This window comes from Actinomadura sp. WAC 06369 (assembly GCF_003947565.1).
Lineage (GTDB): Bacteria > Actinomycetota > Actinomycetes > Streptosporangiales > Streptosporangiaceae > Spirillospora > Spirillospora rifamycini.
This window is the reverse complement of the sequence record NZ_QHJN01000006.1, coordinates 80,109-105,729: the sequence shown is the minus strand read 5'-3', so window position 1 is coordinate 105,729 and position 25,621 is coordinate 80,109. Positions and strand designations below refer to the sequence as shown.

The 25,621-nt window shown below is 74.2% G+C and carries 27 protein-coding genes and 1 pseudogene; 15 read left to right on the top strand and 13 right to left on the bottom strand.

Annotated elements, in window-relative coordinates:
* Positions 1-11: 11 nt before the first annotated feature.
* Entirely contained in the window at positions 12-3,995 is a 3,984-nt protein-coding gene (hrpA, locus tag DMH08_RS02905) for an ATP-dependent RNA helicase HrpA (RefSeq protein ID WP_125611528.1), read from the bottom strand.
* 240 nt (positions 3,996-4,235) lie between these two features.
* Here hrpA and DMH08_RS42290 point away from each other — a divergent pair, with 240 nt between their 5' ends.
* The gene (locus DMH08_RS42290) at positions 4,236-5,783 is read left to right on the top strand and encodes a protein kinase domain-containing protein (protein WP_125611526.1); all 1,548 of its coding nucleotides are present in this window, start codon (positions 4,236-4,238) and stop codon (positions 5,781-5,783) included.
* On the opposite strand, the gene DMH08_RS02895 is transcribed toward DMH08_RS42290, so the two are convergent.
* Positions 5,768-6,622, bottom strand: a complete 855-nt coding sequence (locus DMH08_RS02895; protein WP_125611524.1) for an NAD(P)H-binding protein — start codon at positions 6,620-6,622, stop codon at positions 5,768-5,770. The two genes, DMH08_RS42290 and DMH08_RS02895, sit on opposite strands and share 16 nt — an antisense overlap.
* A gap of 73 nt (positions 6,623-6,695) precedes the next feature.
* On the opposite strand from DMH08_RS02895, the gene DMH08_RS02890 reads away from it, so the two are divergent.
* Positions 6,696-7,643 carry an AraC family transcriptional regulator gene (locus tag DMH08_RS02890; protein WP_026402072.1) on the top strand — a complete coding sequence of 316 codons (948 nt, stop codon included), beginning with the start codon at positions 6,696-6,698 and terminating at the stop codon, positions 7,641-7,643.
* 25 nt (positions 7,644-7,668) lie between these two features.
* Here DMH08_RS02890 and DMH08_RS02885 read toward each other — a convergent pair whose 3' ends face one another.
* The gene (locus DMH08_RS02885) at positions 7,669-8,577 is read right to left on the bottom strand and encodes an SDR family oxidoreductase (RefSeq protein ID WP_026402071.1); all 909 of its coding nucleotides are present in this window, start codon (positions 8,575-8,577) and stop codon (positions 7,669-7,671) included.
* Positions 8,574-9,347 carry an SDR family oxidoreductase gene (locus DMH08_RS02880; protein ID WP_026402070.1) on the bottom strand — a complete coding sequence of 258 codons (774 nt, stop codon included), beginning with the start codon at positions 9,345-9,347 and terminating at the stop codon, positions 8,574-8,576. Before DMH08_RS02880 ends, DMH08_RS02885 begins: the two co-directional genes overlap by 4 nt.
* Positions 9,348-9,427: 80 nt before the next feature.
* Here DMH08_RS02880 and DMH08_RS02875 point away from each other — a divergent pair, with 80 nt between their 5' ends.
* From DMH08_RS02875 to DMH08_RS02860, 4 genes are read left to right on the top strand one after another with little or no spacing between them, the layout of a single operon-like run.
* Entirely contained in the window at positions 9,428-10,174 is a 747-nt protein-coding gene (locus DMH08_RS02875; protein WP_026402069.1) for an enoyl-CoA hydratase family protein, read from the top strand.
* Positions 10,171-11,028 (top strand): CoA transferase subunit A, encoded by an 858-nt coding sequence (locus DMH08_RS02870; protein ID WP_026402068.1) that lies wholly within the window; start codon positions 10,171-10,173, stop codon positions 11,026-11,028. The genes DMH08_RS02875 and DMH08_RS02870 overlap by 4 nt, the downstream gene beginning before the upstream one ends.
* On the top strand, positions 11,028-11,795 hold the full coding sequence (locus DMH08_RS02865; protein ID WP_125611522.1) for a CoA-transferase subunit beta: 768 nt from the start codon (positions 11,028-11,030) through the stop codon (positions 11,793-11,795). Before DMH08_RS02870 ends, DMH08_RS02865 begins: the two co-directional genes overlap by 1 nt.
* The gene (locus DMH08_RS02860) at positions 11,792-12,862 is read left to right on the top strand and encodes an NAD(P)H-dependent flavin oxidoreductase (protein WP_125611520.1); all 1,071 of its coding nucleotides are present in this window, start codon (positions 11,792-11,794) and stop codon (positions 12,860-12,862) included. Before DMH08_RS02865 ends, DMH08_RS02860 begins: the two co-directional genes overlap by 4 nt.
* Here the strand turns inward: DMH08_RS02860 and DMH08_RS02855 are convergent.
* From DMH08_RS02855 to DMH08_RS02835, 6 genes and pseudogenes are all read right to left on the bottom strand, one after another.
* On the bottom strand, positions 12,859-13,482 hold the full coding sequence (locus tag DMH08_RS02855) for a TetR/AcrR family transcriptional regulator C-terminal domain-containing protein (RefSeq protein ID WP_125611518.1): 624 nt from the start codon (positions 13,480-13,482) through the stop codon (positions 12,859-12,861). The two genes, DMH08_RS02860 and DMH08_RS02855, sit on opposite strands and share 4 nt — an antisense overlap.
* Before the next feature lie 71 nt (positions 13,483-13,553).
* Complete coding sequence (locus tag DMH08_RS02850; protein ID WP_026402064.1) at positions 13,554-14,561, bottom strand: aldo/keto reductase; 1,008 nt, start codon at positions 14,559-14,561, stop codon at positions 13,554-13,556.
* A gap of 33 nt (positions 14,562-14,594) precedes the next feature.
* On the bottom strand, positions 14,595-15,365 hold the full coding sequence (locus tag DMH08_RS02845) for a glucose 1-dehydrogenase (RefSeq protein ID WP_125611516.1): 771 nt from the start codon (positions 15,363-15,365) through the stop codon (positions 14,595-14,597).
* Positions 15,366-15,445: 80 nt separating this feature from the next.
* Complete coding sequence (locus DMH08_RS02840; RefSeq protein WP_125611514.1) at positions 15,446-16,300, bottom strand: helix-turn-helix transcriptional regulator; 855 nt, start codon at positions 16,298-16,300, stop codon at positions 15,446-15,448.
* Positions 16,301-16,410: 110 nt separating this feature from the next.
* Positions 16,411-16,566, bottom strand: a pseudogene (locus DMH08_RS42740) (IS982 family transposase); the annotation flags it as partial.
* Positions 16,565-17,236 (bottom strand): CaiB/BaiF CoA transferase family protein, encoded by a 672-nt coding sequence (locus DMH08_RS02835; RefSeq protein WP_125611512.1) that lies wholly within the window; start codon positions 17,234-17,236, stop codon positions 16,565-16,567. The pseudogene DMH08_RS42740 and the gene DMH08_RS02835, both read right to left, overlap by 2 nt.
* 257 nt (positions 17,237-17,493) lie before the next feature.
* Between DMH08_RS02835 and DMH08_RS02830 the strand changes: the two genes are divergently transcribed.
* From DMH08_RS02830 to DMH08_RS02790, 9 genes are all read left to right on the top strand, one after another.
* The gene (locus tag DMH08_RS02830; RefSeq protein ID WP_125611510.1) at positions 17,494-17,766 is read left to right on the top strand and encodes a hypothetical protein; all 273 of its coding nucleotides are present in this window, start codon (positions 17,494-17,496) and stop codon (positions 17,764-17,766) included.
* A complete protein-coding gene (locus DMH08_RS02825; protein WP_125611508.1) occupies positions 17,763-18,068 on the top strand; it encodes a hypothetical protein in 306 nt (101 codons plus the stop codon). Before DMH08_RS02830 ends, DMH08_RS02825 begins: the two co-directional genes overlap by 4 nt.
* Positions 18,065-18,430: a DUF6907 domain-containing protein gene (locus DMH08_RS02820; protein ID WP_125611506.1), complete on the top strand. Its 366-nt coding sequence runs from the start codon at positions 18,065-18,067 to the stop codon at positions 18,428-18,430. Before DMH08_RS02825 ends, DMH08_RS02820 begins: the two co-directional genes overlap by 4 nt.
* Complete coding sequence (locus DMH08_RS02815; protein ID WP_125611504.1) at positions 18,427-18,879, top strand: hypothetical protein; 453 nt, start codon at positions 18,427-18,429, stop codon at positions 18,877-18,879. The genes DMH08_RS02820 and DMH08_RS02815 overlap by 4 nt, the downstream gene beginning before the upstream one ends.
* A 66-nt stretch (positions 18,880-18,945) precedes the next feature.
* Complete coding sequence (locus tag DMH08_RS02810; protein ID WP_125611502.1) at positions 18,946-19,155, top strand: hypothetical protein; 210 nt, start codon at positions 18,946-18,948, stop codon at positions 19,153-19,155.
* A complete protein-coding gene (locus DMH08_RS02805; RefSeq protein WP_125611500.1) occupies positions 19,152-20,009 on the top strand; it encodes a DUF2637 domain-containing protein in 858 nt (285 codons plus the stop codon). Before DMH08_RS02810 ends, DMH08_RS02805 begins: the two co-directional genes overlap by 4 nt.
* Before the next feature lie 97 nt (positions 20,010-20,106).
* Positions 20,107-22,293 (top strand): FtsK/SpoIIIE domain-containing protein, encoded by a 2,187-nt coding sequence (locus DMH08_RS02800; RefSeq protein ID WP_125611498.1) that lies wholly within the window; start codon positions 20,107-20,109, stop codon positions 22,291-22,293.
* A gap of 150 nt (positions 22,294-22,443) precedes the next feature.
* Entirely contained in the window at positions 22,444-23,733 is a 1,290-nt protein-coding gene (locus DMH08_RS02795; protein ID WP_233617364.1) for a helix-turn-helix domain-containing protein, read from the top strand.
* 348 nt (positions 23,734-24,081) lie between these two features.
* Positions 24,082-24,282, top strand: coding sequence for a hypothetical protein (locus DMH08_RS02790; protein ID WP_125611494.1), 201 nt, complete (start codon positions 24,082-24,084; stop codon positions 24,280-24,282).
* Positions 24,283-24,337: 55 nt separating this feature from the next.
* On the opposite strand, the gene DMH08_RS02785 is transcribed toward DMH08_RS02790, so the two are convergent.
* The 3 genes from DMH08_RS02785 to DMH08_RS02775 all read right to left on the bottom strand — a co-directional run bounded on the left by DMH08_RS02785 (position 24,338) and on the right by DMH08_RS02775 (position 25,358).
* Complete coding sequence (locus DMH08_RS02785; RefSeq protein WP_125611492.1) at positions 24,338-24,619, bottom strand: hypothetical protein; 282 nt, start codon at positions 24,617-24,619, stop codon at positions 24,338-24,340.
* Positions 24,616-24,891, bottom strand: coding sequence for a hypothetical protein (locus DMH08_RS02780; protein WP_125611490.1), 276 nt, complete (start codon positions 24,889-24,891; stop codon positions 24,616-24,618). The genes DMH08_RS02785 and DMH08_RS02780 overlap by 4 nt, the downstream gene beginning before the upstream one ends.
* A 95-nt stretch (positions 24,892-24,986) precedes the next feature.
* Positions 24,987-25,358 (bottom strand): terminase, encoded by a 372-nt coding sequence (locus DMH08_RS02775; RefSeq protein WP_125611488.1) that lies wholly within the window; start codon positions 25,356-25,358, stop codon positions 24,987-24,989.
* Positions 25,359-25,621 lie beyond the last annotated feature (263 nt).

Genomic DNA, 25,621 nt, shown 5'->3' with positions numbered 1-25,621 from the left:
GAGGACGCGGGTCACAGCTGCGCCATGGCCTTCCGGATGCGCTTGTCCGACACGGGGTAGCGCGTCCCGAGCTGCTGCGCGAACAGGCTCACCCGGAACTCCTCGATCATCCACCGGACGTGCCGCACCGGCTCGTCCTCGCGGCGCGCCGGATGCAGCCGCTGCAGCGTCCGGCGGTACTCCTCCTTGAGCGCCTCGACCTGCCCCGCGAGCAGCCGGTCCCGGTTCGGGTTCTCCGGCAGCTTGTCGAGCCTGGCCTGCAGGGCGCGCAGGTAGCGGACGAGGTCGGGCAGCCGCGCCGCGCCCGTCGCGGTGACGAACCCGGGCCGCACCAGCGACTCCAGGTGGCCGCGCGCGTCCGACAGCGCCGGGACGAGCGTGATGCTCTTCGTCCCGCGGATGCGGCGGTCGGTTTCGTGCGCCTCGGCCAGGATCCGCTCGACCTGCGCGACGATCCGCGCCGTCGCGTCGTGCAGGTCGGCGCGGACCCGGTCGTGCAGGGCGCGGAACCCGGCCTCGTCCCAGGCGGGCCCGCCCGCCTCGGCGATGAGCAGGTCGGCGGCGGCGGTGACGCAGTCGTCGAACAGCGCGGCGGTCGAGCCGTGCGGGTTGTGGCTGAGCGCCAGCTTGCCCTGGTTGGTGAGGCGGCTCTGGATGAGCTTCACCGGCGACGGCGCGTTCAGCAGGACGAGGCGGCGGGTGCCGCGCCACATCGCGCGGCGCTGCTCGGCCTCCGTCTCGTACATGCGGACGGCGACGGCGTCGCCCTCGTCGGTCAGCGCCGGGTACGCCTTGACGTCGTACCCCGCCTGCTTCCGCTCGTAGGTGCGGGGCAGCTCGCCGATCGTCCAGTCGGTGAGGCCGGTCCGCTCGACGGTCGACGCCGCCTTCGCCAGGGTCCCCCGCACCTTGCCCGCGAGGCGGCGCTTCAGCTCGTCCAGGTCGGTGCCCTCGCCGAGGGTGCGCGCCCCCTTCCGGCCGGGCTCGCCGCCGACGACGCGGAACGTGATCCGCAGGTGGGCGGGCAGGCGCGAGGGGTCCCACGCCTCCCGCGCCACCGGGACGCTCGTCAGCGCCGTCAGCTCGCGCTCCAGCGCGTCCAGGAGCGGTTCGCTGCGCGGCGCGACCCGGTCGAGGACCTTGCGGGCGTAGTCGGGCGCGGGCACGAAGTTGACCCGCAGCTGCTTGGGCAGCGACCGGATCAGCTCGGTGACCAGTTCGGCGCGCAGGCCGGGGACCTGCCACTCGAAGCCGTCCGGGCGGACCTGGTTGAGGACCTGCACCGGGATGTGGACGGTCACGCCGTCGGCGTCCGCGCCCGGCTCGAACTGGTACGTCAGCCGCAGCCGCAGCGGGCCCTGCTTCCACACGTCCGGGTAGTCGGCCTCGCTGACCCCGTCGGCGGAGTCGTTGATGAGCATCGACTTCTCGAACCCGAGCAGGTCGGGGTCGGTGCGGCGCGCCTTCTTCCACCAGGCGTCGAAGTGCCGGCCCGACACGACGTCCGCGGGGATCCGGGCGTCGTAGAAGTCGAACAGCGTCTCGTCGTCCACGAGGATGTCGCGGCGGCGGGCGCGGTGCTCCAGCTCCTCGACCTCGTCGAGCAGGGCCCGGTTGTCGTGGAAGAACCTGTGGTGGGTCTCCCAGTCGCCCTCGACGAGCGCGTGCCGGATGAACAGCTCGCGCGACAGCTCCGGGTCGATCGAGCCGTAGTTGACGCGGCGGTCCGCGACGATCGGGACGCCGTAGAGGGTGACCTTCTCGCGCGCCATGACCGCGGCCTGCTTCTTCGACCAGTGCGGCTCGCTGTAGCTGCGCTTCACCAGGTGCCCGGCGAGCGGCTCGACCCACTCGGGCTCGATTTTGGCGTTGATCCGGCCCCACAGCCGGGACGTCTCGACGAGCTCGGCCGACATCACCCAGCGGGGCGGCTTCTTGAACAGCGCGGACCCGGGGAACACGGCGAACTTCGCGCCGCGCGCCCCGATGTACTCGTGGCCGCGCCGCGGTTTCTCGCGCTTGGCCGGGTCGCCGCGTCCCGCCCGCTCGGACCGTCCGGGCGCGTCCATCAGCCCGATGTGCGACAGCAGGCCGGACAGCAGCGACACGTGGACGCGGTCGGGCGCGGCGTCGGCGTCGTTCAGGGTGACGCCGAGGGACTTGGCGACCTGCTTGAGCTGGCCGTGCAGGTCCTGCCATTCGCGGATGCGCAGGAAGTGCAGGAACTCGTTCTTGCACATGCGGCGGAACGCGCTGCCCGACAGCTCCTTCTGCCGCTCGCGCAGGTAGTTCCACAGGTTCAGGTAGGCGAGGAAGTCGGAGGTCGGGTCGGCGAACCGGCGGTGCTTCTCGTCGGCCGCCTGCTGGTGCTCGGCGGGCCGCTCCCGCGGGTCCTGGATGGACAGCGCGGCGGCGATGACGAGGACCTCTCGGACGCAGCCGTTGCGGTCGGCCTCCAGGACCATGCGGGCCAGCCGCGGGTCGATCGGCAGCTGCGCGAGGCGGCGGCCGAGCGGGGTGAGGCGCTTGCGCGGGTCCTTCTCGGCCGGGTCGATCGCGCCCAGCTCGTGCAGCAGGTCGACGCCCGCCTTGACGTTGCGGCGGTCCGGCGGCTCGACGAACGGGAACGCGGCGATGTCGCCGAGCCCGAGGGCCGTCATCTGCAGGATGACGGACGCGAGGTTCGTGCGCAGGATCTCGGGATCGGTGAACTCCGGGCGGGACTCGAAGTCCTCCTCGGAGTACAGCCGGATGCACACGCCCTCGGAGACGCGGCCGCAGCGGCCCTTGCGCTGGTTCGCCGACGCCTGCGACACCGGCTCGATCGGGAGCCGCTGCACCTTCAGCCGGTGGCTGTAGCGGGAGATCCGGGCGGTGCCCGGGTCGACGACGTACTTGATGCCGGGGACGGTCAGGGACGTCTCCGCGACGTTCGTCGCCAGGACGACGCGGCGCCCGCGGTGCGGCTGGAACACGCGGTGCTGCTCGGCCGCCGACAGGCGCGCGTACAGCGGCAGGACCTCGGTGGTCCCCCGCTGCCGCGCGAGGTGCTTGGTCAGCGCCTCCGCGGTGTCGCGAATCTCCCGTTCGCCGCTGAGGAACACCAGCACGTCCCCGGGGGCCTCGCGGCCCAGCTCGTCCACCGCGTCGATGATCGCCTGGATCTGGTCGCGGTCCGGGTCGGCGGACGGGTCGTCGGGGTCGGTGACCGGCCGGTACCGGACCTCGACCGGGTAGGTGCGGCCGGACACCTCCACGATCGGGGCGTCGCCGAAGTGCCGGGAGAACCGCTCCGGGTCGATCGTCGCGGAGGTGATGATCACCTTGAGGTCGGGGCGCTGCGGCAGGATCTCCCTGATGTACCCGAGCAGGAAGTCGATGTTGAGGCTGCGCTCGTGCGCCTCGTCGATGATCAGCGTGTCGTACTGCCGCAGCAGCCGGTCCGTCTGGATCTCGGCGAGCAGGATGCCGTCCGTCATCAGCTTGACGAGCGTGTCGTCGCTCGACCGGTCGGTGAACCGCACCTTGTAGCCGACGGCGTCGCCCAGTTCGGTGCCGAGCTCCTCGGCGATGCGGTCGGCGACGGTGCGGGCGGCGAGCCGGCGCGGCTGCGTGTGGCCGATGGACCCGAGCACGCCGCGGCCCAGCTCCAGGCAGATCTTCGGGATCTGCGTCGTCTTCCCGGACCCCGTCTCGCCCGCGACGATCACGACCTGGTGGTCGCGGACGGCCGCGAGGATGTCGTCCTTCTTCTGCGAGACCGGCAGCTCGGCCGGGTAGGTGATCGCCGGGACGGCGGCGCGGCGCCGCTCGACACGGCGCTCGGCGGCCGCGACCTCGGCGGCGACCTCCTCGGCGACCTTCGCCCGCCGCGCGGCGTCCTTGATCTTCTCGGTGCCGTCGATGCGGCGGCGCAGCCTGCTGCGGTCGCGCGTCATCAGTTCGGGCAGGCGCGCGCGCAGGTCGGCGAGCGGCGATCTCACAGGCGTCCTCATAACCGTTGACAAGGATAGGCCGCGGGCGTCGCGCCCCTGCCTCGGCCAGGTCTCATCGGGCGCCGCCCTCGGAACCTATGCACGGTAGCCGGACGGCTCCCGGCGGAGCGATCCATTTTTCCCGCGGCGCCCGAACCACAACGCGTCCACGGGCGACGCCATTCCCTCCACGGCGGGGCGTACTTAAATCATTACGCAACGTAGTGCGCGGGAGCCTCCGATGAGTCACCATGGGTAGACGTGAGCACACCCAGCGCCGCCGGCCGCTACCGGATCGACCGCCTCCTCGGGACGGGCGGGTTCGCGTCCGTGTGGCTCGGCCACGACCCGGACCTCGACGCCCCCGTCGCGATCAAGATTCTCGGCGAGCACTGGACGCTCCACGCCGACGTGCGGGAGCGGTTCGTCCAGGAGGCCCGGCTGCTGCGCCGCGCCGACTCGCACCGGCTCGTGCAGGTCTTCGACATCGGCGAGCTGCCCGGCGGGCGCCCGTACTTCGTGATGACCTACGCCGACCGCGGCACGCTGGAGGAGCGGCTCGCCGCCGGCCCGTCCGGCGGCCCGGCCGCCGGGCCGGACGCCGGGCCGGACGCCGGGCCGGGCGCGCTCGCGGACGCCCTGGCCCTCGCCCGCGAGATCGCGCGCGGCGCGCAGGACCTGCACGACCTCGGGATCGTCCACCGGGACCTCAAGCCGTCGAACGTGCTGCTGCGCACGGCGCCGGGCGGCGGCGAACGCGTCATGATCGCCGACCTGGGCATCGCGCGGACCGGCGACCACCTGTCCAGCCTGACGCTGCCCGCCGGGTCGCCCGGCTACATGGCGCCCGAGCAGACCCAGGTCGACGGGGCGCCAGACCACCGCGCCGACGTCTACGGGCTCGGCGCCCTCGCCTACCACCTGCTCACCGGGGAGCCGCCCGGCGCCCCGGCCCGCCCGCCGGGCGAGGTCCGCCCGGGGATCCCGCCGGAGGTGGACGCGGCGGTGCTGCGGGCGCTCGAACCCGACCGGGAGCGGCGCTGGCCGACGGCGGCCGCGTTCGGGGCCGCGCTGGAGGGCCTGGAGATCCCCGAGGGGAGCGAGGTGTCCGAGGGCGCCGAGGTTCCCGAGGGGGCGGCCGGGCCGCTCCCCGCCGCCTCCCCGGCGTCCGGCCGGGACGCGCCGCGGACCGTCCCGGGCGCGGGCTCCCCGCGCCGCCGGCGCCGGGCCGTCCTCGCCGCGGCGGGCGCGCTGGCCTGCGCCGTCGCGGCGGGCGCCGCGTTCTGGGTGGTCGGCGAGGCGGGCGGCGGCGCGGCGGCGACCGGCGCGGCCGGCGCCGCCGGCGCGCGCTGGTTCCGGCCCGGCTCCGACGTGCCGGAGGAGTACCGCGGCCTCATCGTCGAGGCCGGGGAATGGTGCGAGATGCCCGGGCTGAGCCCGGCGCTGATCGCCGCGATGCTCAAGGCGGAGAGCGGCTTCGACCCGCACCTGGCGGACCCGGCGAAGGACGAGTACGGGATCGCCCGCTGGACGCCGCGCGTCCTCGTGCACTGGCAGCCCGGCGGCCTCGACAACCCCGAACCCCGCCCGGCGGAGATCACGCCGGAGCTGTCGATCCCGGCGATGGGCCGCTTCCTGTGCTACTGGGGCAAGGACCTCGAAGGCGTCCCGGGCGATCCCGCGCTGAACCTCGCCGCCACGTACCGCACGTCGTCCGAGACGGTGGTCAAGGCGGGCGGCGTCCCGGAGGAGCAGCGGGCCTACGCGGAGCGGGTCCGCCGCTACCTGGCGGACTACCGGCCGCGCTGATCGGCGGGCGCCGCCGCCCAGGCGCCGGCGGCGGCCGCCTCCTTCACGTACTCGGCGAACGGGCGGGGGTCCCGGCCGAGCGCGCGGCGGACGCCGTCGCCCACCCGGTCCCCGTCGCCGTCGCGGAGGGTCGTCAGCAGGCCCGCCAGCATCTCCGCGAACGCGGCCGGCACCCCCAGCGACTCCAGCATCGCGGTGAACTCCGGCACCTCCACCGGCGTGTACCGGATCTCGCGCCCCGACGCCTCCGCGATCATCCGCACGGCGGCGCCGAACGTCAGCGGCTCCGGCCCCGACAGCTCGTACACCTCCCCCGCGTGGCCGGCGCCGGTGAGCGCGGCGACGGCGACGTCGGCGATGTCCCCGGCGTCCACGAACGCCTCGCGCCCCTCGCCGGTGGGCAGCGCGAGCACGCCCGCCAGCAGGGGTTCGCGGAAGAAGTCCTCGCTGAAGTTCTGCGCGAACCACGCCGGGCGCAGGATCGTCCACTCCGCGCCCGACGCGCGGACGGCGCGTTCGGCGGGCTCCTGGGCGGGCTGCGGCCCGCCGCCGGCGCCGCGCGCCGCGAGCAGCACGAGCCGCCGGACGCCCGCCGCGACGGCGGCGTCCGCGAACTCGGCGACGGCGTCCTGGTCGACGCTCTCGTTCATCGGGACGAGGTAGACGGCGCGGGCGCCGTCCAATGCGGGGCCCCAGGTGTCCCGGTCGGCCCACTCGAAGATCGTCCCGGTCGAGCGGGACGCGGCGCGGACGGGGACGCCGAGGGCGGTGAGGCGGGCGGTGACGCGGCGGCCGGTCTTGCCGCGGGCGCCGAGTACGAGAATCGGTGATTCGGTCATGCGCCCAGCACACCAGCGGGCGCCGAGACGTTCCATGGCCGCGCGTCTCAAAGGCATGTGAGATCGTCTCGGCATGGACCTTCTGGACGACCTGCTGGCCGGGGTGCGGGCCCGCGGGGCCGTGTACTGCCGCTCCGTGGCGCAGCCTCCGTGGGCGGTGCGCTTCGCGGCGCCCGCGCCGCTGTCGCTCGCCACGATGCTCCGGGGCACCGGCTGGATCTCCCGCGACGGCGGGGAGCCGGTGCGGGCCGGGCGGGGGGACATCGTGCTGCTGCGGGGCGGCGCCCCGATCGTCGCCGGGGACCGGCCGGGCGCCGAACCGGAGATCGTGGTGCTGGACGCCGACCGCTGCTACGCGGTCGACGGCGGCCCCGCGACCGCCGGGCACAACTTCCGGCTCGGGCCGCGCACGTTCGGGCTCGTGCCGGACGGCTCGGACCTGTTCGTCACCGCCGAGTACCCGATGCGCGGCGACGTGTCCGAGCGGCTGCTGGAGGCGCTGCCCCCGCTGGCGGTCGTCCCGGCGCGGCCGGACTTCGCGCCGCTGCTGGACCTGCTGGCGGTCGAGGTCGCGCGGGAGGAGCCGGGCCAGCAGATCATCCTGGACCGGCTGCTGGACATGCTGCTGGTGCGGGCGCTGCGGGCGTGGTTCGCGCGGCCGGACGCCGAGCCGCCCGCCGGGTACCGGGCGCTCGGCGACCCGCACGTCGGGCGCGCGCTGCGGCTGCTGCACGAGAGCCCCGCGCGGCCGTGGACGGTGGCGGAGCTCGCGGCCGAGGCGGGGCAGTCGCGGGCGGTGTTCGCGCGGCGGTTCGCCGAGCTGGTCGGCCGCCCGCCGCTGGCCTACCTCACCGAGTGGCGGATGACGCTGGCCGCCGACCTGCTGCGCGAGCCCGGCGCGACGGTGGCGTCGGTGGCGCGGCGCGTCGGGTACGCCGACGGGTTCGCGTTCAGCAACGCGTTCAAGCGGGTTCGCGGCGCCGCGCCGAGCAGCGTGCTGCGCGACGCCGCGAACGCCTGACCCGGGACCGGCGGGCGGTCCGGGGTCAGGACGCGCCGTAGACCGGCTCGGGGGCGGGGGCCTGCGCGAGCAGGCCGGCGACGACCTCGCCGACCTCGGCCGGGTCCCAGCGGGCGCCCTTGTCGGCCGTCGGGCCGTGCCGGAAGGCGTCCATCACGCAGATCTTGCCGCCCTCGGCCTCGAAGACGCGGCCGGTGACGTCGCGGGACCCGGCCGAGCCGAGCCAGACGACGAGCGGGGACACGTTCTCGGGGGCCATCGCGTCGAACTCGCCCTCGCCGGGCGCGGCCATCGTCTGCGCGAAGACCTCCTCGGTCATCCGGGTGCGGGCGGCGGGCGCGATCGCGTTGACCGTCACCCCGTACCGGCCCAGCTCGGCGGACGCGACGAGGGTGAGGCCGACGATGCCGGCCTTGGCCGCCGAGTAGTTGCCCTGCCCGACGCTGCCGAGCAGACCGGCGCCGGACGAGGTGTTGATCACCCGGGCGTCCACGGGGCGGCCCGCCTTGCTCTCGGCGCGCCAGTGCAGGCCCGCGTGCTTGAGCGGCAGGAAGTGGCCCTTGAGGTGGACGCGCATGACCGCGTCCCACTCGTCCTCGGAGAGGTTGACGAGCATCCGGTCGCGCAGGAACCCGGCGTTGTTGACCAGGACGTCCAGCCGCCCGAACGTCTCGACGGCGGTGCGGACGAGCGCGGCGGCGCCGGCGTCGGTGGCGATGTCGTCGGTGCTGGCGACGGCCTTCCCGCCGAGCGCCTCGATCTCCCGGACGACCTCCTGCGCGGGGCCGCCGGCGGCGTCCCCGGTGCCGTCGCGGGCGACGCCGAGGTCGTTGACGACGACGAGGGCGCCCTGCCGGGCGAACTCGAGGGCGTGCGCGCGGCCGAGGCCGCGGCCGGCCCCGGTGACGGCGACGACGCGGTCCTTGCAGATCATCGTGTCTCCTTGTTCACGGTGGCGGCGTCCAGGAAGGCGGGGCGCTCGCCCCCGCCGTGCAGCAGCATCTCGGTGCCGGTGACGTAGGAGGCCAGGTCGGACGCCAGGTAGACGCAGGCCCCGCCGACCTCGTCGGGGGTGCCGAGGCGGCCCATCGGGACGGTGCGGCCGACCGCGGCGATGCCCTCCTCGTCGCCGTAGTGCAGGTGCGCCGTCTCGGTGCGGATCATGCCGAGGATCAGCGTGTTCACCCGGACGTGCGGCGCCCACTCGACGGCCAGGGACCGGGTGAGGCTGTGCAGCCCGGCCTTGGCGGCGCCGTAGGCGGACGTCCCGGGCGACGGCCGGACGCCGCTGACGCTGCCGATGTTGATGACCGAGCCGCCGGTGTCCAGCTCGCGCATCCGCGGGTAGGCGGCCCGGGCCATGAGCAGCGGCGCGGTCAGGTTCAGCTCGATGATCTTCGCGTGGGTGCGCAGCTCCCCGTCGGCGAGGGGCAGGAAGGGGCCGCCGCCCGCGTTGTTGACGAGCACGTCGACGCGGTCGAGCCCGTTCATGAACTCCTCGACGGCCTCCGGCTTGCGCACGTCCAGCGAGACGAACCGCGCCGCGCGTCCGTCCGCCTCGGGCAGCGCGTCGGGGTCGCGGCGGCCGACGGCCACCACGTCGGCGCCCGCCGCCAGGAAGGCGCGGCTAATGCCCGCGCCCACGCCGCGCACGCCTCCGGTGACCACGACGGTCTTCCCGCTCAGGTCCAGCGTCAGTGACATCCCACCACCTCGGGCATCCCGCCTCCTTTTGCACCTCTGCTACGGTCAGTTCTAACAAATGTTTGGTGGAAAGGTAGCGCATGGGAGTCTCCACCACGACCCGGGACGGGGTCGCCGAGATCGTCGTGGACGCCCCGCCGGTCAACGCGCTGACCGTCGCGGGCTGGCACGAACTGGCGGACGCGGTGCTCGCGGCCGGACGGGACCCGCAGGTGGGGGCCGTCGTGCTCCGCGCCGAGGGCCGCGGCTTCAACGCGGGCGTCGACATCAAGGAGATGCAGTCCACGGAGGGGCACACCGCGCTGGTGGGCGCCAACCGGGGCTGCTACGCGGCCTTCGCGGCCGTCTACGACTGCGAGGTCCCGGTGATCGCCGCGGTGCACGGGTTCTGCCTGGGCGGCGGGATCGGGCTCGCCGGCAACGCCGACATCGTGATCGCGTCGGACGACGCCTACTTCGGGCTTCCCGAAGTGGACCGGGGCGCCCTCGGCGCCGCGACGCACCTGGCGCGGCTCGTCCCGCAGCACCTGATGCGCGCGATGGTCTACACGTGCCGCAACGTCACGGCGGACGAGCTGCACCGGCACGGATCGGTGCTGGAGGTCGTCCCGGCGGACGGCCTGCGCGACAAGGCCCTGGAGGTCGCCGCGAACATCGCCGCCAAGGACCGGTACGTCATCCGGCGCGCGAAGGAGTCGCTGAACGGCATCGACCCGGTCGACGTCAAGCGCAGCTACCGCTTCGAGCAGGGCCTCACCTTCGAACTGAACCTCGTCGGCGCGGGCGACGCCCACCGCGACGCCTTCGTGGCCAAGGGAGCGAAATGAGCAAGGTGACCACGGTCGAGGAGATCGTCGGGTCGCTGGAGAGCGGCATGACGCTCGGCATCGGCGGCTGGGGGTCGCGGCGCAAGCCGATGGCGCTCGTCCGCGCGATCTGCCGGTCGTCCCTGACCGACCTCACCGTCGTGACGTACGGCGGCCCGGACGTCGGGCTGCTGTGCGCCGCCGGGAAGGTGCGGCGCCTCGTCACCGCGTTCGTGACGATGGACTCCGTCCCGCTCGAGCCGCACTTCCGGCACGCGCGCCAGACCGGCGCGATCGAGCTGACCGAGTACGACGAGGGCATGTTCATGTTCGGGCTGTACGCGGCGGCGCACCGCCTGCCGTTCCTGCCCACCCCGGTCGGCCTCGGCTCGGACGTCATGAAGGTCAACCCGGAGCTGCGGACCGTCCGGTCGCCCTACGAGGACGGCACCGAGCTCGTCGCCGTCCCGGCCCTGCGGATGGACGCGGCGCTCGTCCACCTGAACCGCGCCGACGCCCGCGGCAACGCCCAGTACCTCGGCCCCGACCCCTACATGGACGACCTGTTCGCCAAGGCCGCGGACCGGACGTACGTGTCGTGCGAGCGGCTCGTCGACACCGCGGACTTCGCCAAGGAGGGCCCGCCGCAGTCGCTGCTGATCAGCCGGTCGCAGGTGGCGGGGGTGGTGGAGACGCCGAACGGGGCGCACTTCACCGACTGCGCGCCCGACCACGGGCGGGACGAGGCGTTCCAGAAGCTGTACGCGAAGGCGGCGGCCGATCCGGAGCAGTGGGCCGCGTTCCGCGACCGCTTCCTGTCCGGTGACGAGGCCGCGTACCAGGACGCCGTCCGGGCCTGGCGGGAGGAGAAGTGATGGCGACCAACGAGACGGCCGCGACGACGGACGCGGCGACGGAGGCGACGCGGGCGGAGGTCTGCGCGGTCGCGTGCGCGGAGCTGTTCCGCGGCGACGGGGAGATCGTGGCGGCGGCGGTCGCCGGGTTCGTGCCGATGCTGGGCTCCCGGCTGGCGCGGTCGACGTTCGAGCCGGACCTGCTGACGACCGACGGCGGACCGTCGCTGAGCGCGGACCCGCTCCCGCTGGGCGCGCCCGCGGACGTCGTCGAGGGCTGGCTGCCGTTCCGCGACCACCTGTGGCTGGTGCTGAACGGGCGGCGCCACGTGGTCATGGGCCCGAGCCAGATCGACCGGTACGGCAACACCAACATCTCGTGCATCGGCGACTGGGAGCGCCCCTCCCGGCAGCTCCTCGGCGTCCGCGGCGGGCCGGGCAACACGCTGCTCAACACGACGAGCTACTGGGTGCCCAAGCACTCGACGCGCGTGTTCACCGAGCGGGTCGACATGGTCAGCGGCGTCGGCTGGGACCGCGGCGCGCACGAGATCCGCGCGGTCGTGACGAACCTGGCCGTGCTCGACTTCGACACCCCCGACCGCCGCATGCGGCTCCGCTCGGTGCACCCGGGGGTGGCCGTCGACGACGTCGTCGCCGCGACCGGGTTCGAGCTGGTCGTGCCGGACGGCGTCCCCGAGACGCGGCTCCCGGACGCCGAGGAGCTGCGCGTCATGCGCGACGTCCTCGACCCCAAGGGGCTGCGCGAGCGCGAGGTCCCGTCGTGACCGGGACCGGGCAGGTGCTCGACACCCCGCTGACCCGGCTCACCGGGGTGCGGCACCCGGTCGTCCAGACCGGCATGGGCTGGGTGGCCGGGCCGCGCCTGGTGACGGCGGTCGCGAACGCGGGCGGCCTCGGGATCCTCGCGTCCGCGACGATGACGCTCGACCAGCTCGCGACGGCGATCGGCGAGGTCAAGGACCGGACGGACGCGCCGTTCGGCGTCAACCTGCGGGCGGACGCGGGCGACGCGGGCGACCGCATCGACCTCCTCATCAAGGAGGGGGTGAAGGTCGCCTCGTTCGCGCTCGCCCCGAAGAAGGAGCTGATCGCCAAGCTCAAGGACGCCGGGCTCGTGGTGATCCCGTCGGTGGGCGCGCGGCGGCACGCGGAGAAGGTCGCCGGCTGGGGCGCGGACGCCGTCCTGGTGCAGGGCGGCGAGGGCGGCGGGCACACCGGCGCCGTCGCGACGACGCTGCTGCTCCCGCAGGTCGTGGACGCCGTCGACATCCCGGTGATCGCGGCGGGCGGGTTCTTCGACGGCCGCGGCCTCGCGGCGGCGCTGTCGTACGGCGCCGCGGGCGTGGCGATGGGCACCCGGTTCCTGCTGACCTCCGACAGCTCGGTGCCCGACGCGGTCAAGCAGGTGTACCTGAAGACCGGCGAAACCGTGGTGACCCGGCAGGTCGACGGGATGCCGCACCGGGTGCTGCGCAGCGAGCTCGTGGACGGCCTGGAGTCGTCCGGCCGGGTCGGCGGGCTGCTGCGGGCGCTGCGCAACGGCGCCCGGTTCAAGAAGCTGTCCGGGATGTCGTGGCGGGAGATGGTCGCCGACGGGAAGGCGATGAAGCACGGCAAGGACCTGTCCTGGTCGCAGGTGCTGATGGCCGCCAACACGCCGATGCTGCTGAAGGCGGCGATGGTGGACGGCCGTCCCGACCTCGGCGTCATGGCGTCCGGGCAGGTCGTGGGCGTGATCGACGACCTGCCGAGCTGCGCGGAGCTGATCGGCGCGATCGTGGCGCAGGCCGCGGAGCGGATCGCCGCCCAGCAGGGCCTCCTGGTGCGCTAGGGGTCGCCGTCCGCGTGGAGACCGCGCAGCACGGCCGCCAGGCCCCGGCGGAACTCCTCGTCGGGGCCGATGGTGCGGGCGTGCCGCGCGGTCTCGGCCATGCGGGGGAACTCGTCCGGCGGCAGCTCCGCCATGGCGGCCGTCCCCTCCCCCGACAGGGGGCCGAGGTGCTCCATCTGCACCGCGCCGATCACGTAGGCGAGCAGGGCGCGCAGCGCGACGGCCCGCGCGCGCCCCTCCAGTCCCGCTTCGGCGAGGATCCCGAGCACGGTCTCCGACCAGCGCAGCACGCCCGCGGAGCGGTGCCGGTGGACGAGCGTCAGCGGGACGGTGCCGGGGTGCGCGCCGACCGCGTCCCGCACCCGCCGCGCCATCTCCTCGAGCCGGCCGCGCCACGGGCCGGGAGGCGGCGGCGCGGGGTCGACCGCGCCGAGCACCAGCTCGACGACGAGGCGTTCCAGCTCCTCGCGGTCGCGCACGTACCGGTAGAGCGCCATCGTGCTCATCCCGAGCTCCTTCGCCGCGGCCCGCATCGACAGGGCGGCGAGGCCGTCCCGGTCGATGACGGCGAGGGCCGCGGCGGCGACCCGGTCCGGGGTGAGCGAGCGCGGTCGGGGCATCGCCCGAGCGTACGGCACCCGCTCACCGCGGGCGGGCGCCCGGAACCGTCCCCGCCCGGCCTGCCCGCCGCTCAGTACCGGCCGCCCACCGCGGACGGCAGCGCGTCGAGGTCCGCCAGGTCGGCGGCGGTGAGGTCGAGGCCGGCCGCGCCCGCGTTGTCGCGCAGGTAGCGGGTCTTCTTCGTGCCCGGGATCGGGATCACGTGGTCGCCCTGCGCCAGCGTCCACGCGATCGCGACCTGCGCGGGCGTGGCGCCGTGCCGCGCCGCGACCTCCCGGACGGCGTCGACGATCCGCAGGTTCGCCCGCAGCGCCTCCTCCTGGAAGCGCGGGTTGGCGGCGCGGAAGTCGGTCTCCTCGAAGTCCGCGGCGGTGACCGTCCCGGTCAGGAAGCCGCGGCCGAGCGGGGAGAACGGGACGAACGCGGCGCCGTTGGCGGCGCACCAGCCGACGACGTCGCCGGCGTCGCCCGCGCCCGCGACGCCGTCGCTCGCGCCGCCCGCGGCGCCGCCGGGGACGCCGAGCGCGTCGCGCGTCCACAGCGACAGCTCGGACTGGACCGCCGCGACGGGGTGGATCGCGTGGGCCTCCGCCGCCTGGGCGACCGTCACCTCCGACAGGCCCAGGTGCCGGACCTTGCCCGCGGCGACCAGCTCCGCCATCGCGCCCCAGGTGTCGGCCAGCGGCACCTCCGGGTCGACGCGGTGCAGGTAGTACAGGTCGATGACGTCGGTGCCGAGGCGGCGCAGGCTGTCCTCGGCGGACGACGCGACGTGCTCGGGGGTCCCCCGGCGGACGATCCGCCGGGACGCGAGGTCCTCGACGACCAGCCCGGTCTTGGTGGCCAGCACCGCCTCGTCCCGCCGCCCCGCCAGCGCGCGGCCGACGAGCGTCTCGTTGTGCCCGTCGCCGTACGGCTGGGCGGTGTCGAGGAACGTGACCCCGAGATCGAGCGCCTCGCGGATCAGCGCCGCGGACGCGTCGTCGTCCCGCTCGGACTCGGCGTACGCCCAGCTCATCCCCATGCAGCCCAGCCCGACGGCGCCGACGGGGGTGCCCGCGAACTCGCGCTTCCTCATGTGCTCTCCTCTTCGTGCTCTACGGGACGACCGTCACGCGACGGCCCCGACGAGGCCGCCGTCCACGATCAGGTCCTGGCCGTTGACGTACGCGGCGTCCGCCGACGCGAGGAACGCGACGGCGCCCGCGACCTCCTCGGACGTGCCGATCCGCCCGGACGCCACCTGCGCGCGGGTGCCCTCCACCTCGTCGGCGGGGATGGCGGCGCGGAACATCGGAGTGTCGATGTACCCCGGGCTGACCGCGTTGATCCGGATTCCGCGCGGCCCGAGTTCGGCGGCGAGGGTGCGGACCAGGCTCTGCACCGCGGCCTTCGTCGCCGAGTACAGGGACGCGGTCGGTAGTCCCCGGTGCAGCGTCCAGGACGCGTTGATGACGATCGAGGCGTCGGCCGCCAGCAGCGGCAGCGCCTTCTGGATCGTGAAGTAGACGCCCTTGAAGTTGACGTCCACGGTGCGGTCGAATTCGGCCTCGGTGACGTCCGCGGTCGGGCCGAACGCGCCGACCCCCGCGTTGGCGAACAGCACGTCCAGGCGTCCGTGGCGGTCGCGGACGGCGTCCATCAGCGCGTCCAGGTCGGTGAGGCTCGCGGCGTCGGCGCGGACCGTGAGGACCCGCTCCCCCGCGTCCGGTGCGGCGCCGTCCAGCTCCTTGGCCGCCGCGTCCAGCCTCCCCTGGTCGCGGCCGGTCACGAGCACCCGCGCCCCCTCCTCCAGCAGCCGCCGCGCGGCCGCCAGGCCCATGCCGCTCGTCCCGCCCGTGATGAGCGCGACCTTGCCGTCGAAACGTGAGTCGTTCGTCATGCCGACGATGCTGCCGGGGGCCCGGGGAACGCGGCAGAGTCCGCTTATCGTGGGTGTGGCACCACCACCCTCGGCCCGCCTCAGCTCGCGGCGGCCAGGCGCCGCCGGGCCATGAGCCGTTCGAGGCGCTCCTCGGTGCCGGTCCCCGGCCGGGGGTTGTGGAGCACCAGGTCCTGGCCGGGCCGGTCCGCCAGCGGCAGCAGCGTCGACTCGAACACCAGCTCCCCCGCCTCCGGGTGCAGGACGGCCTTGACCGCCTGCGCCCCCGTGCTCACCTCGTGCCGCGCCCACAGCTCGGCGAACTCCGGGCTGACCGTGCCGAGGTCGGCGACGATCCGGGCGAACTCGGGGTCGTCGGGATGGCGGGCGGCGTCGGCGCGGAACCGGCCCACCACGCCCGGGGCCGCCGCCTCCCAGTGCAGGTGCTGCCGCCGGTAGCGCATGCTGGTGAAGAAGGTGACCAGGCAGTTGTGGTCGGTGTCGCCGTACCCGAACACCTCGCGGGCCGCGTCGTTGATCGCGACGAGGTCCCAGTGCCGCCCGCGGATGTACGCCGGGCGCGGCGACCACGCGTCCAGCAGCCGCCGCAGCTCCGGGGTCACCGGGACGGCGGGGCCGGCGGCGGCGCGCGGCGGGTTCAGGCCGGCGAGCAGGTAGAGGTGCTCGCGCTCGGCGCGGTCCAGCCGCAGGGCGCGGGCGACCGCGTCGAGGACGTCCTCGGACACCTTGATGTCGCGGCCCTGCTCCAGCCACGTGTACCAGGACACCCCGACGCCCGCGAGCACCGCGACCTCCTCGCGGCGCAGGCCGGGGGTGCGGCGCCGCCCGCCGGACGGCATCCCGACGTCGGCGGGCGTCACCCGGGCGCGGCGGGTGCGCAGGAAGTCGCGCAGTTCGGCGCGGCGGCGGTCACCGCCGGAGGACGTCTCGGGCATGCAGTCACGATAACCACCCGCTCCCCGAAGCGCAGCGGAGATCAGGGGGGCCGAAGATCGCAGGGCCGGGGGGGAGCCTCCCGGGACCGCGCCCTAGAGACCGCGGCCTGCGGTGCGGGCTCGTCTTGGCGGACGGGGCGGATGAGGACCTGGCCCAGGTCGGCGGCGGCCTCCTCCGCACCGGCCCCGGCGAACCCCTTGTCGCACACGATCGGGCATGGTCCCGGCGCAGGCGGCCGGGCGTGCAGCAGGTGGATCGCCTGCCTAGCCGACGACCCCGGCCGCGCGGAGCCGGGCGACCGTCCCGGCGTCGCGGCCCAGCTCGGCGAGCACCGCGTCGGTGTGCTCGCCGAGCGCCGGGACCGGGTCCATCCGCGGCTCGGTCCCGGCGAGGGCGATCGGCGGCAGCAGCGCCCGGATCGTCCCCACCGGCGAGCCGACCTCCCGCCACCGGCCGCGTTCGGCGAGCTGCGGGTGGGCGACCAGGCCGTGCCCGTCGTTCAGCGTCGCGTTGGGCACGCCCGCCTCGTCCAGGCGCCGCAGCAGCTCCTCCCGGCCGAGCCGCGCGGTGACGGACGCGACGAGCGCGTCGACCTCCGCGCGGTTGCGGACCCGCGCCATGTTCGTCGCGTAGTCGCGGTCGGACACCAGCTCGGGGCGGCCGAGCACGCCGGTGGCGAGTGCCGCCCAGCCCGCGTCGCTCTGCACGCCGATGACGACGTCGGCGCCGTCGGCCGTCGGGTACGCGTCGTAAGGGGCGATCACAGGGTGGCCCAGCGTCGAGCGCGGCGGCACGGCGCCCGTGTAGAGCGTCGTGTACACCGTCTGGCCCATCCACTCGGCCACCGCGTCGAACATGCTCACCTCGACCGACGCGCCCTCCCCGGTCGTCCCGCGCCGGACGAGCGCCGCGAGCGCGCCCGAGAACGCGTACATCTATCGAGCGCAAGTTCATGACCTGTGGCAACTTCTACAACACGCACTCCGACCAGGGAAGACGCTTGTCAGCGTCCGTCGATCCTGATCAACGTCCGTCAACCTCGGACGGAGCGGTGACGGAACAGAACCGGCCGCGAGGACCCCCGGCAGGACCGGGTGTCCCAAGGACGCCATCGGCCCCAAGAAAGCGGGCCCGGACGCGGCGATGACAGCGCCGGCCGAGCCCTTGATCCGGAAGCGAAGGTTCCAGACCCATGGGAAATCCTCCCACGACCGGCCTGACGGCCGAGACCCGCGAGTTGCTCACGCTCATCCGTGACGCGCTCGACCTGCCGTACGCCGCGACCCCCGACGGCCACGAACGGCGCAAGCTGCTCCGCAACGACAACGCCACCCGCGTGGTCGCCACCCTCGAGCGCGTCCTCGAGGACGAAACCGACCTCGCGATCGAGGTGCGGGTGCTGCGGACGATCCTCGCCACGGACCCCGTCGACTACGTCACGAAGGACGGGGAGGCGGGCCGATGACCGCGCTCATGCCGGAGCGGCCCGTGGTCGACACGGCCGCCATCAGCGCCGGAATCGCGGCGCTGCTCGAGCGGCACGGGATCCACGGCGCGGACGTGTCGGTCCGCACCATCGAGCAGGGCGGCATGTACGCCGGCGTCACCATCTCGGCGATGGCGTACGAGCGGCCCGCGCACCTCCCCCCGCCGGACAACTCCTACCGCGACGACCCCTCGCCGCTGTGGGACCTGGTCGAGCGGCTCGAGGGCGGCCCGGTGCGGCGCCGTCCCGCGCTGAGCGTCCTGCCCGGGGGTGCCCAGTGAGCGCCGGCCAGACCATGCGCATCTGGCAGTCGGAGGCGTGCCCGTCCTGGTGCGTCGTCCCGCACGGCCACCTCGACGCGCCGGTCAACCGGGCCTGCAGCTCCGACCCGATCGCGCCGAAGACCATGCCGGGCGTGCCGCTGACGCTGCACCCGGCCGACGGCAACACCGACCCGGCGGCGCAGCTCATGACCGTCTACGCGTTCCTCGAGCAGGGGCCGCGCGAGGTCGGGCCGCGGGTGGTGCTGTCGACCTACAGCGACTCGGTTCACATGACGCTCGGGGAAGCGGCGGCGCTGCACGAGCACCTGGGCGCCGTGCTCGCGACCGCGCGGGCCGCCATGAAGGGGGACGACCAGTGAGCGCACAGATCCTTCAGGCGGCCCGGCGGCCCGTGCGGTGGACGTTCGAGGGAATCACCGGCCCGGCCGGATGCCCGACGGTGTCGTGGTGCGGCGGCGGGTGCGACACCGCCCCGGCCGGCGCGTCCAACGTCCTGCACGGCCGGATGATCGCGAACGCGTTCCACGGTGACGTCCTGGTCCTGTCGGTGGACGTGTGGCAGGTGAAGGCGGTCACGCCGTGGCGGGAGAGCGGCGACCTGTTCTACCCCAACGACGACGAAGCGCCCCGGGTGCGGGTGTTCCAGTACTCCCCGAACGAGGGGGACGCCGGTGACCTGTCGCTGGCGGTCCCGGACGCGGTCACGCTCGTCGGGATGCTCCGGGCGACCGGCGCCGACCAGCTCGCGGACGCGATCCAGAACGCGGTCAACCTCGCGGCGGCCATCGCCGTGGGCGTCCGCTCGTGAAGCCTCGCCGTCCCGCGGTGGACCGCCATCGCGGGACGGCGCTCAATCCCTGAACACGGAGCGATCATGCGCTTTCACTTCATCCTTACCCTGCAGTGGCAGACGGCCGTGGGGCTGTCCACCGAGACGCAGCACGGCACCGTCGCTATCCCGGCGGACCTGACGCGCGAGAAGGCGCTGCAGGGCCTCATCGAGCAGATGCGCCGCGGCCGCGACGGCATGCCGGTCGTGCTGTTCTTCGCGTTCGAGGCGAACGAGATCGGCGGTGGCGCGTGACCCGCACAACTCTCATCGCGCACCGCGTGTCCATCGTGCTGATGGCGGTGCTCGTCCTGGTCGCGACCGCGGACGGGTTCGCACAGTCCTACGCCGGTCTTCACCGGTGGGCGCTCGAGCACGGTCTGAAGGGCTGGAAGGCCGACAGCTTCCCGCTGCTGGTCGACCTGTTCATTGCGGTCGGAGAGCTCGGGCTGTTCGCGCTCGCGCTCGAGGGCCACCGCCTGACCCGACGGGGCCTGGCGTGGGTCGACATCGCGTTGCCGTTCTCGCTCGCCGCCGGCGGGTGGGGCGTGTCCCTGGCGTTCAACGTCGGCGCCGTCCGCGACGAGTTCGCCGACCAGGTCACGGCCGCGGTCGCGCCGGTCGCGTCGATGCTGGGCCTTCTGGTGATGCTGCGGACGGTGCACCGCCTGGTCGCCCGCCCCGCGGCCGACAAGGCGGCCGACGTCGACCACAGCGGCCGGACGGTGGCCGAACCGGTCGACCAGACGGCCGACGAGGCGCCCGCCGTCGATTCGGCGGGGCTGTGGGAGCTGATGCCCGCGGACGCCCCGGACGGGTGGCCGACCGACCCGGCCGAACCGGTGGCCGACGTCGACCAGGACGACGCCGAGGACGAGCGCCAGGGCGACGCCGAGAACCCGGACGACGGCCGCGAGATCGGCCACCGCCCGGACGGTCCCACCGCAGATGAGAACGCGCCCGTCGACCTCGACTCGGCCATCCGTTCCGCCAGAGCCGCGGGCCGGTCGGTGCGGTCGATCGCCGAGGAGTTCGGGGTGTCGCGGTACCGCGTCGACAAGGTCACCGCTGGTGTCCCCGTCGCGGTGAACGGCCACCGGGTCGGCTGACCGACCGAACCTTCGGCCACCCATGTAAGCCCGGCCGCCGGAGCAGCCATCACACCTCTCCGGCGGCCGGTCCCTCCTCACGGAAGGTTCCCCAAGAATGCCCGAACAGTTGAACGGCCGCACCCGGCCAGACGCCCGGCCGGTTCGTCGGCCGGTCTTGGTCGACTGGCCGACCGCTCCGCCCGCCGGTTCGCCGGTCCGCCTGGACAAGCCCGCGCTCGTCCTCGAGGGCGACGACCTCGACGCCGTGACGGCCGCCGCGGTCGACGTCGACGAGGAGGAGGCCGCACCGGTCCCCGTCGACCAGGGCGACGACGGCCCCAAGGGGTGGGTCGACGAGCGCCGCGCCCGCCTCGACACGGCGCCGCCCGTCCTGCCCGAGTGGGTCCGCGACCGCGCCCAGCTCACCGACACGGCCCGTTTCCTCGCCCGCTGGTACGGGCGGCAAGCCGCACACCACACCGTCCGCGCGCCCGTCTACACGGCCCGGCTGTGGTCGACCGCGCCGCGCGGCGCCGCCCGACTGACGGGCCGGTGGTGGCGGTGGGTCAGCGACGTCGAGGCGCGCCCGGTCGCCGCCAAGGCCGCGGCGTCCGACCCGCACACCTGGGCGCAGTTCACCACCCTGCAGACCCGCCGGACCGGTGGCCGCCGCCGCGTTACGTTCGTCGTCCTGGTCCCCGTCGCCGCGCTCGTCACGCTCGCCGCGATCCTGCTGCCCGGGTGGGCGCTCACGGCCGCCGGCGCCGCGGCGCTGTCGGCGCTCGGATGGGTCGGGCGGCACCCGGACCGGCCGATCGTCCACCGGTACGTCGCCGTGCACGTCCAACGCCGGTTGGAGTCCGGCGAGGTCGACGAGGCCATGACCGCGATCGGGATCAAGGGCAAGCTCGACTACGTGGCGCCCATCGCGGTCGACGGGCCCGGATGGCTCGCCGAGATCGACCTTCCCCGCGGCGCCCTCGCCGACGAGGTACTCGAGAAGCGCGCCCAGCTCGCCGGGGCGATGCGCCGCCCGCTGGGCTGCGTGTGGCCCGAGACCGACCCGGACGCCCACCCCGGACGGCTGAAGCTGTGGGTGGCGCGTCAGGACCCGTCCAAGGCCGCGCGCCGCCTGTGGCCGCTGCTGAAGGACGGACAGACCGACCTGTTCGCGCCGATCCCGTTCGGGTGGGACCCGCGCGGCCGTCCCGTCACACTCGAGCTGATGGGCGCGAACGTCCTCATCGGCGGCGTCATGGGGTCCGGGAAGACGAGCGCGGTCCTGGTCCTGGCGCTTGCCGGCGCGCTCGACCCGACGTGTGAGCTGTGGCTCTACGAGATGAAGGGGTCCGGGGACCTCGAGGCCGTGAAGCCGGTCGCGCACCACTACCAGTCGGGCGACGACGACGAGGATTGCCTCGCCGCGCTCGGTGGGCTCGCCGCGCTCGAGGGCGAGATGAAGCGCCGGAAGAAGATCGTTCGGGACCTTCCGCTATCGGATGTTCCGGACGGCCGGAAGGTGTCGAGGCGGCTCGCCGACCGGCGCGAACTGCGGTTGCACCCGATCCTCGCCATCTTCGACGAGGCGCACACCCTGTTCGAGCACCCCGAGTACGGCGACCAGGCCGCAGACATCGCCGGGCGGCTCATCCGCAAGGCACGCGCGTACGGCATCGTGGTCGTCTTCACCACGCAGCGGCCGGACGCCAAGTCGATCCCCAAGGCCATCAGCGACAACGCCATCTTGCGGTTCTGCCTCGCCGTCACCGGACACACCGCCAACAACCTCGTCCTCGGCTCCGGCGCGTACGCGCGCGGCGTCCGGGCAACGATGTTCGACCCGCGCAAGGACGCCGGCACCGGGTGGCTCGCCCGGTCCGCGCTCGACGCTCAGATTGCCCGCGCGGCGTTCATCAAGCAGGACGAGGCCGTTGAGATCGGCCGCCGCGCCTTGGCGCTGCGCACCGCGGCCGGGACCCTGTCGGGGCAGGCCACTGGGGAGAAGGCCCAGCAGCTCGACACGTCCACCCTCATCGACCACGTCCGGGCCGTCTGGCCCGCGGGCGAGGACGCCGTGCACTCGTGGCGCCTGGCGACCGCCCTCGCCGTCTACCGCCCGGAGCTGTACGGGGCGTGGGTCGACCAGACCGCCGCCGAGGACGGCGACCGCGACGCCCGCACGGCCGCCTCGACCGCCCTCGCCGCAGCCCTGAAGCCCTACGGCGTGACCACGCGGCAGATCAACCGGCGCGGCGCCGGCGGCGGCGGGAAGGGCGTCCGCTGGGACGACCTGCCGACGTGATCCGGGTTCACCCACCCCGAAACCGGTTTCGCCCCCGACATCAGGCGTGACCTGCAATGTTTCGGGTTTCGGGCCCCGCCGGGCAACCGTGTCCGGCGGGGCCTTCGGCTTGCCAGACGGCACGTGCGGCCGTGCTCGCCGGACACGAGAATGGCCCCGCCCGTACCGTGGGAGTTGTCGAGACTCCACGGACCGAGCGAGGCCGTCATGCGCGACCGTACCCCAGACCCGACAGACCCGGACATGACTACGGGCGAACGCATCAAGTTCTACCGGCGCCGTAAGGGCATGACCCGGGCAGTCCTCGCCGGGCTTGTCGGCAGGAACCCGAGGTGGCTGAAAGCAGTGGAGGACGGACAGATCAAGCGGCCCCAGCTCGCCGCGCTGCAGAGCCTCGCCGCGGCGCTCGGACTGAAGGACGTCGGGCTGCTCGTCGGCGGGGAACCCGTCGGCGTCGACGTGGCACGCGGTCCCGGGCACCCGTCCCTGCCCGCGGTGCGGGAAGCGATCAACGCCGTGACGATCCCGAGCAGGGAACCGCAGCGGCTCGACTACCTCGCCGCCCGCGTCGACGCGGCATGGCGCGCCCGGCACGCCGCACCCGATCACCGCACCGTCCTCGGCGAGCTGCTGCCGTCCCTGATCACCGACGCCCGGCACGCGTCCCGCGCCTACGAAGGCGCCGACCGGCGGCGCGCTCTGGCGATCCTCGCCGGCGCGTACAACGTGGCGCAGTTCTACGTGGCGTACCAGCCGGACGCGGGCCTGCTGTGGCGGATCGCCGAACGCACCCTCATGGCCGCCGAAGAGTCCGAAGACCCCGCGGCGTTCGCCGCCGCGGTCTGGTCCCTGGCCCAGGCGCACCGCGACGCCGGCGACTTCGACGCAGCCGAGCAGGTGAACCGGTCCGGCCTCGACCACCTACGGCCGCGCCTCGAGGGCGGCGGCGACGACCTGAGAGCCCTGTGGGGAGCCCTGCACATCGAGGCCGGATACACCGCCGCCCGCGCCGGTCAGCGTGGCGCCGCGTGGCGCTGGTGGGAGGACGCCGACCGCATCGCCGGGTCCCTGCCCGCCGGGTACTACCAGCCCATGACGTCGTTCTCCCGCGTCATCATGGGCGCGCACGCCGTCACGTTCGCGGTCGAGCTCCGACAGAAAGGCGAGTCGGGGCGGCAGGCGCGCGGCGCGCTGAAGTCCGCGATCCCCTCGAGGCCGCGCCGCGGCCGGCACCTCATCGAGGTCGCGCGGGCATGGGACCTCGGCGGCGACCAGGCCGCGACCGTCGGGACGCTGAAGGACGCGCACCGGGCGGCGCCCGAGACGATCCGGTTCAACGGGTACGCGCGGCGCCTGGTCGCCGACCTCGCCGACTCACCGGACCGGGCGGTACGGCGTGACGCGCGGGTTCTGGCCGACCGCATCGGAATTCTCGTCTGAGGTAGGGGACACGAATCGTGTCCCTCCGGTCCCCCGACTGCTGTGACGCTTCGTTCTGCCAGGTGATCGCAGCGACGGAGGACCCCCCATGATGACCGGATCCGGTGGAATGGGCTTGCAGCACGTGGCCTTGTCTAGACGCGCATGGGACGAGGTCATGACCGCGCTCGGTTCCGGTCATCCCGAAGCCGTCCAAGAGGCGTACACGCTCCTGCTGGCTCTGGCTCCCGCCGTTTGGGAGCCCTCGCGCCGCCCCGTGTTCGACGGGGTCGGGGGGAGCGGGGACGGTGACGCACCCGGCCATGTGCCAGGTCCCCCCGCGTCGCCGTCCCCGGAAGGGGACGACCGGTGACCGGGAAAGCGCCGATGCTGCTGTCCACCCCCGACGGCACCCACGTCATGTGGGACGCCAACGGCGACCGCATCGCCACGTTCTACGCCGACGACCGTCCGGGCTACTGGCTCGTCACGCTCGCGACCGGCCTCGAGTACACCGTCATGGGCCCCACAACGCCCGAGGACGTCGCGGCGACGCTGCTGCCCTCCTAGACCCCGGGGCCCGGGTGATTGAAGGCGCGCGTCCCCCGGGCCCCGGTCTCACCCTTCAGCAGTGGCACGCCCAATGCCCCTCACGGTCCCGCGGGCACGTCCCCGACTCGTGCCACACCCCCGCCTCGCTCGCCCACGCGTCAAGCCACTGCACCGGCCGGTCACTGTCCCGCGCACCCGCCGGCGACACCAACCCGAGTTCCTCGGCGATCCGCTCGAGCTCAGCAAGCGCCAGACGCCCCGCACGGTCCGGGTCGAGCAGCAGCCCGTACCCGGCGACCGCGACCAGACCGGCCGCCCGCTCGAGCCGATACCCCGGCCGGACACGGCGCCTCACCGCGGCCCCCGCCCCGCAGCGACGAGCGCGACCGACACGCCGGCACGCCACGACTCAGGCGCCATCCGCGGCGCCCTGAACGGCGGGCACCGCTCGAGCCGGTCCCGCTCCACCTCCGACAACTGGCCGCGCTGAGACAGCACCTCGCCCGCCACATCCCGCCGGAACCGCCACACCGTCAACCGCTCCACCCGCGACCGGCACCGGTCCCACTCCGGGCCGTCCAACCGCGCCCCCGGCCGGAACACCGACCGCGCCACCTGCAACGCCACTGCGTCATCCCACATGAACGCCGGCGCCCGCATCGCCCGCCACTCCTCCACCGTCCGATGGAACGGCGGCAACACCGTCTCAAGCCGCCGGCGCCTCACACCACACCCCGCACGCCGTACACCCCACGCACCCCAACGCGCCGCTGACGCGCGCCCTTCTGCTCGTCGCCCTCCTCACCCGTCGGCAACCGCAGCGCCGCGGCGAGACGAGCGAGCGCGATCCGCGCATGCCGCGCCTCGGCGACCGCCGGATGCACCCGCGGCGTCAGGCCGGGCCCTCGCACCATGAGCCCGTCCGCGCGGACCTGGGCGTCGAGGTCGTCGAGGAGATCGACCGTCCGCACCATCTCCCGGAACAGCGCCAACTCATGCTCGTCGAGCTCGTACACCGACAGCACCGAATCCCACAGACGGCGCCCGGACGGCCCCACATCGGCGGGCACGCTCAGTGACGAAGAATCAGACATATCGGGCACCTCGATCGTTTCAGAGGTCAGCCAGGGGCAGCCGCTATACGGGGCCGGTGCGAGAGGACCCGGGGGGACGGCAACCTCCCCACCCCCTGACCTGCGGAAATGCGGTGCGCATGTGCGGTGACCTGCGACGATGCGCGTTCGTGACGCTGTGTGACGGCGGTTGGGGTGTCGACCGGTCGACCGGTCGCCGGCCGCGGTGCGGCGGGGCCGTGGCGGGCGGCGCGGGCGGCGGCGTGGTGTGGGGTCGCACGCTG

Excerpts from the sequence above, each read along its gene's own strand:
- DMH08_RS02775 (WP_125611488.1), bottom strand. The coding sequence starts at position 25,358 with ATGTCTGATTCTTCGTCACTGAGCGTGCCCGCCGATGTGGGGCCGTCC.
- DMH08_RS02880 (WP_026402070.1), bottom strand. The coding sequence starts at position 9,347 with ATGTCACTGACGCTGGACCTGAGCGGGAAGACCGTCGTGGTCACCGGA.
- hrpA (WP_125611528.1), bottom strand. The coding sequence starts at position 3,995 with ATGAGGACGCCTGTGAGATCGCCGCTCGCCGACCTGCGCGCGCGCCTG.
- DMH08_RS02840 (WP_125611514.1), bottom strand. The coding sequence starts at position 16,300 with ATGCCCGAGACGTCCTCCGGCGGTGACCGCCGCCGCGCCGAACTGCGC.
- DMH08_RS02810 (WP_125611502.1), top strand. The coding sequence starts at position 18,946 with ATGCGCTTTCACTTCATCCTTACCCTGCAGTGGCAGACGGCCGTGGGG.
- DMH08_RS02885 (WP_026402071.1), bottom strand. The coding sequence starts at position 8,577 with ATGATCTGCAAGGACCGCGTCGTCGCCGTCACCGGGGCCGGCCGCGGC.
- DMH08_RS02850 (WP_026402064.1), bottom strand. The coding sequence starts at position 14,561 with ATGAGGAAGCGCGAGTTCGCGGGCACCCCCGTCGGCGCCGTCGGGCTG.
- DMH08_RS02855 (WP_125611518.1), bottom strand. The coding sequence starts at position 13,482 with ATGCCCCGACCGCGCTCGCTCACCCCGGACCGGGTCGCCGCCGCGGCC.
- DMH08_RS02845 (WP_125611516.1), bottom strand. The coding sequence starts at position 15,365 with ATGACGAACGACTCACGTTTCGACGGCAAGGTCGCGCTCATCACGGGC.
- DMH08_RS02800 (WP_125611498.1), top strand. The coding sequence starts at position 20,107 with ATGCCCGAACAGTTGAACGGCCGCACCCGGCCAGACGCCCGGCCGGTT.
- DMH08_RS02895 (WP_125611524.1), bottom strand. The coding sequence starts at position 6,622 with ATGACCGAATCACCGATTCTCGTACTCGGCGCCCGCGGCAAGACCGGC.
- DMH08_RS02830 (WP_125611510.1), top strand. The coding sequence starts at position 17,494 with ATGGGAAATCCTCCCACGACCGGCCTGACGGCCGAGACCCGCGAGTTG.
- DMH08_RS02890 (WP_026402072.1), top strand. The coding sequence starts at position 6,696 with ATGGACCTTCTGGACGACCTGCTGGCCGGGGTGCGGGCCCGCGGGGCC.
- DMH08_RS02865 (WP_125611522.1), top strand. The coding sequence starts at position 11,028 with ATGGCGACCAACGAGACGGCCGCGACGACGGACGCGGCGACGGAGGCG.
- DMH08_RS02825 (WP_125611508.1), top strand. The coding sequence starts at position 17,763 with ATGACCGCGCTCATGCCGGAGCGGCCCGTGGTCGACACGGCCGCCATC.
- DMH08_RS02875 (WP_026402069.1), top strand. The coding sequence starts at position 9,428 with ATGGGAGTCTCCACCACGACCCGGGACGGGGTCGCCGAGATCGTCGTG.
- DMH08_RS02835 (WP_125611512.1), bottom strand. The coding sequence starts at position 17,236 with ATGTACGCGTTCTCGGGCGCGCTCGCGGCGCTCGTCCGGCGCGGGACG.
- DMH08_RS02795 (WP_233617364.1), top strand. The coding sequence starts at position 22,444 with ATGGCCCCGCCCGTACCGTGGGAGTTGTCGAGACTCCACGGACCGAGC.
- DMH08_RS02870 (WP_026402068.1), top strand. The coding sequence starts at position 10,171 with ATGAGCAAGGTGACCACGGTCGAGGAGATCGTCGGGTCGCTGGAGAGC.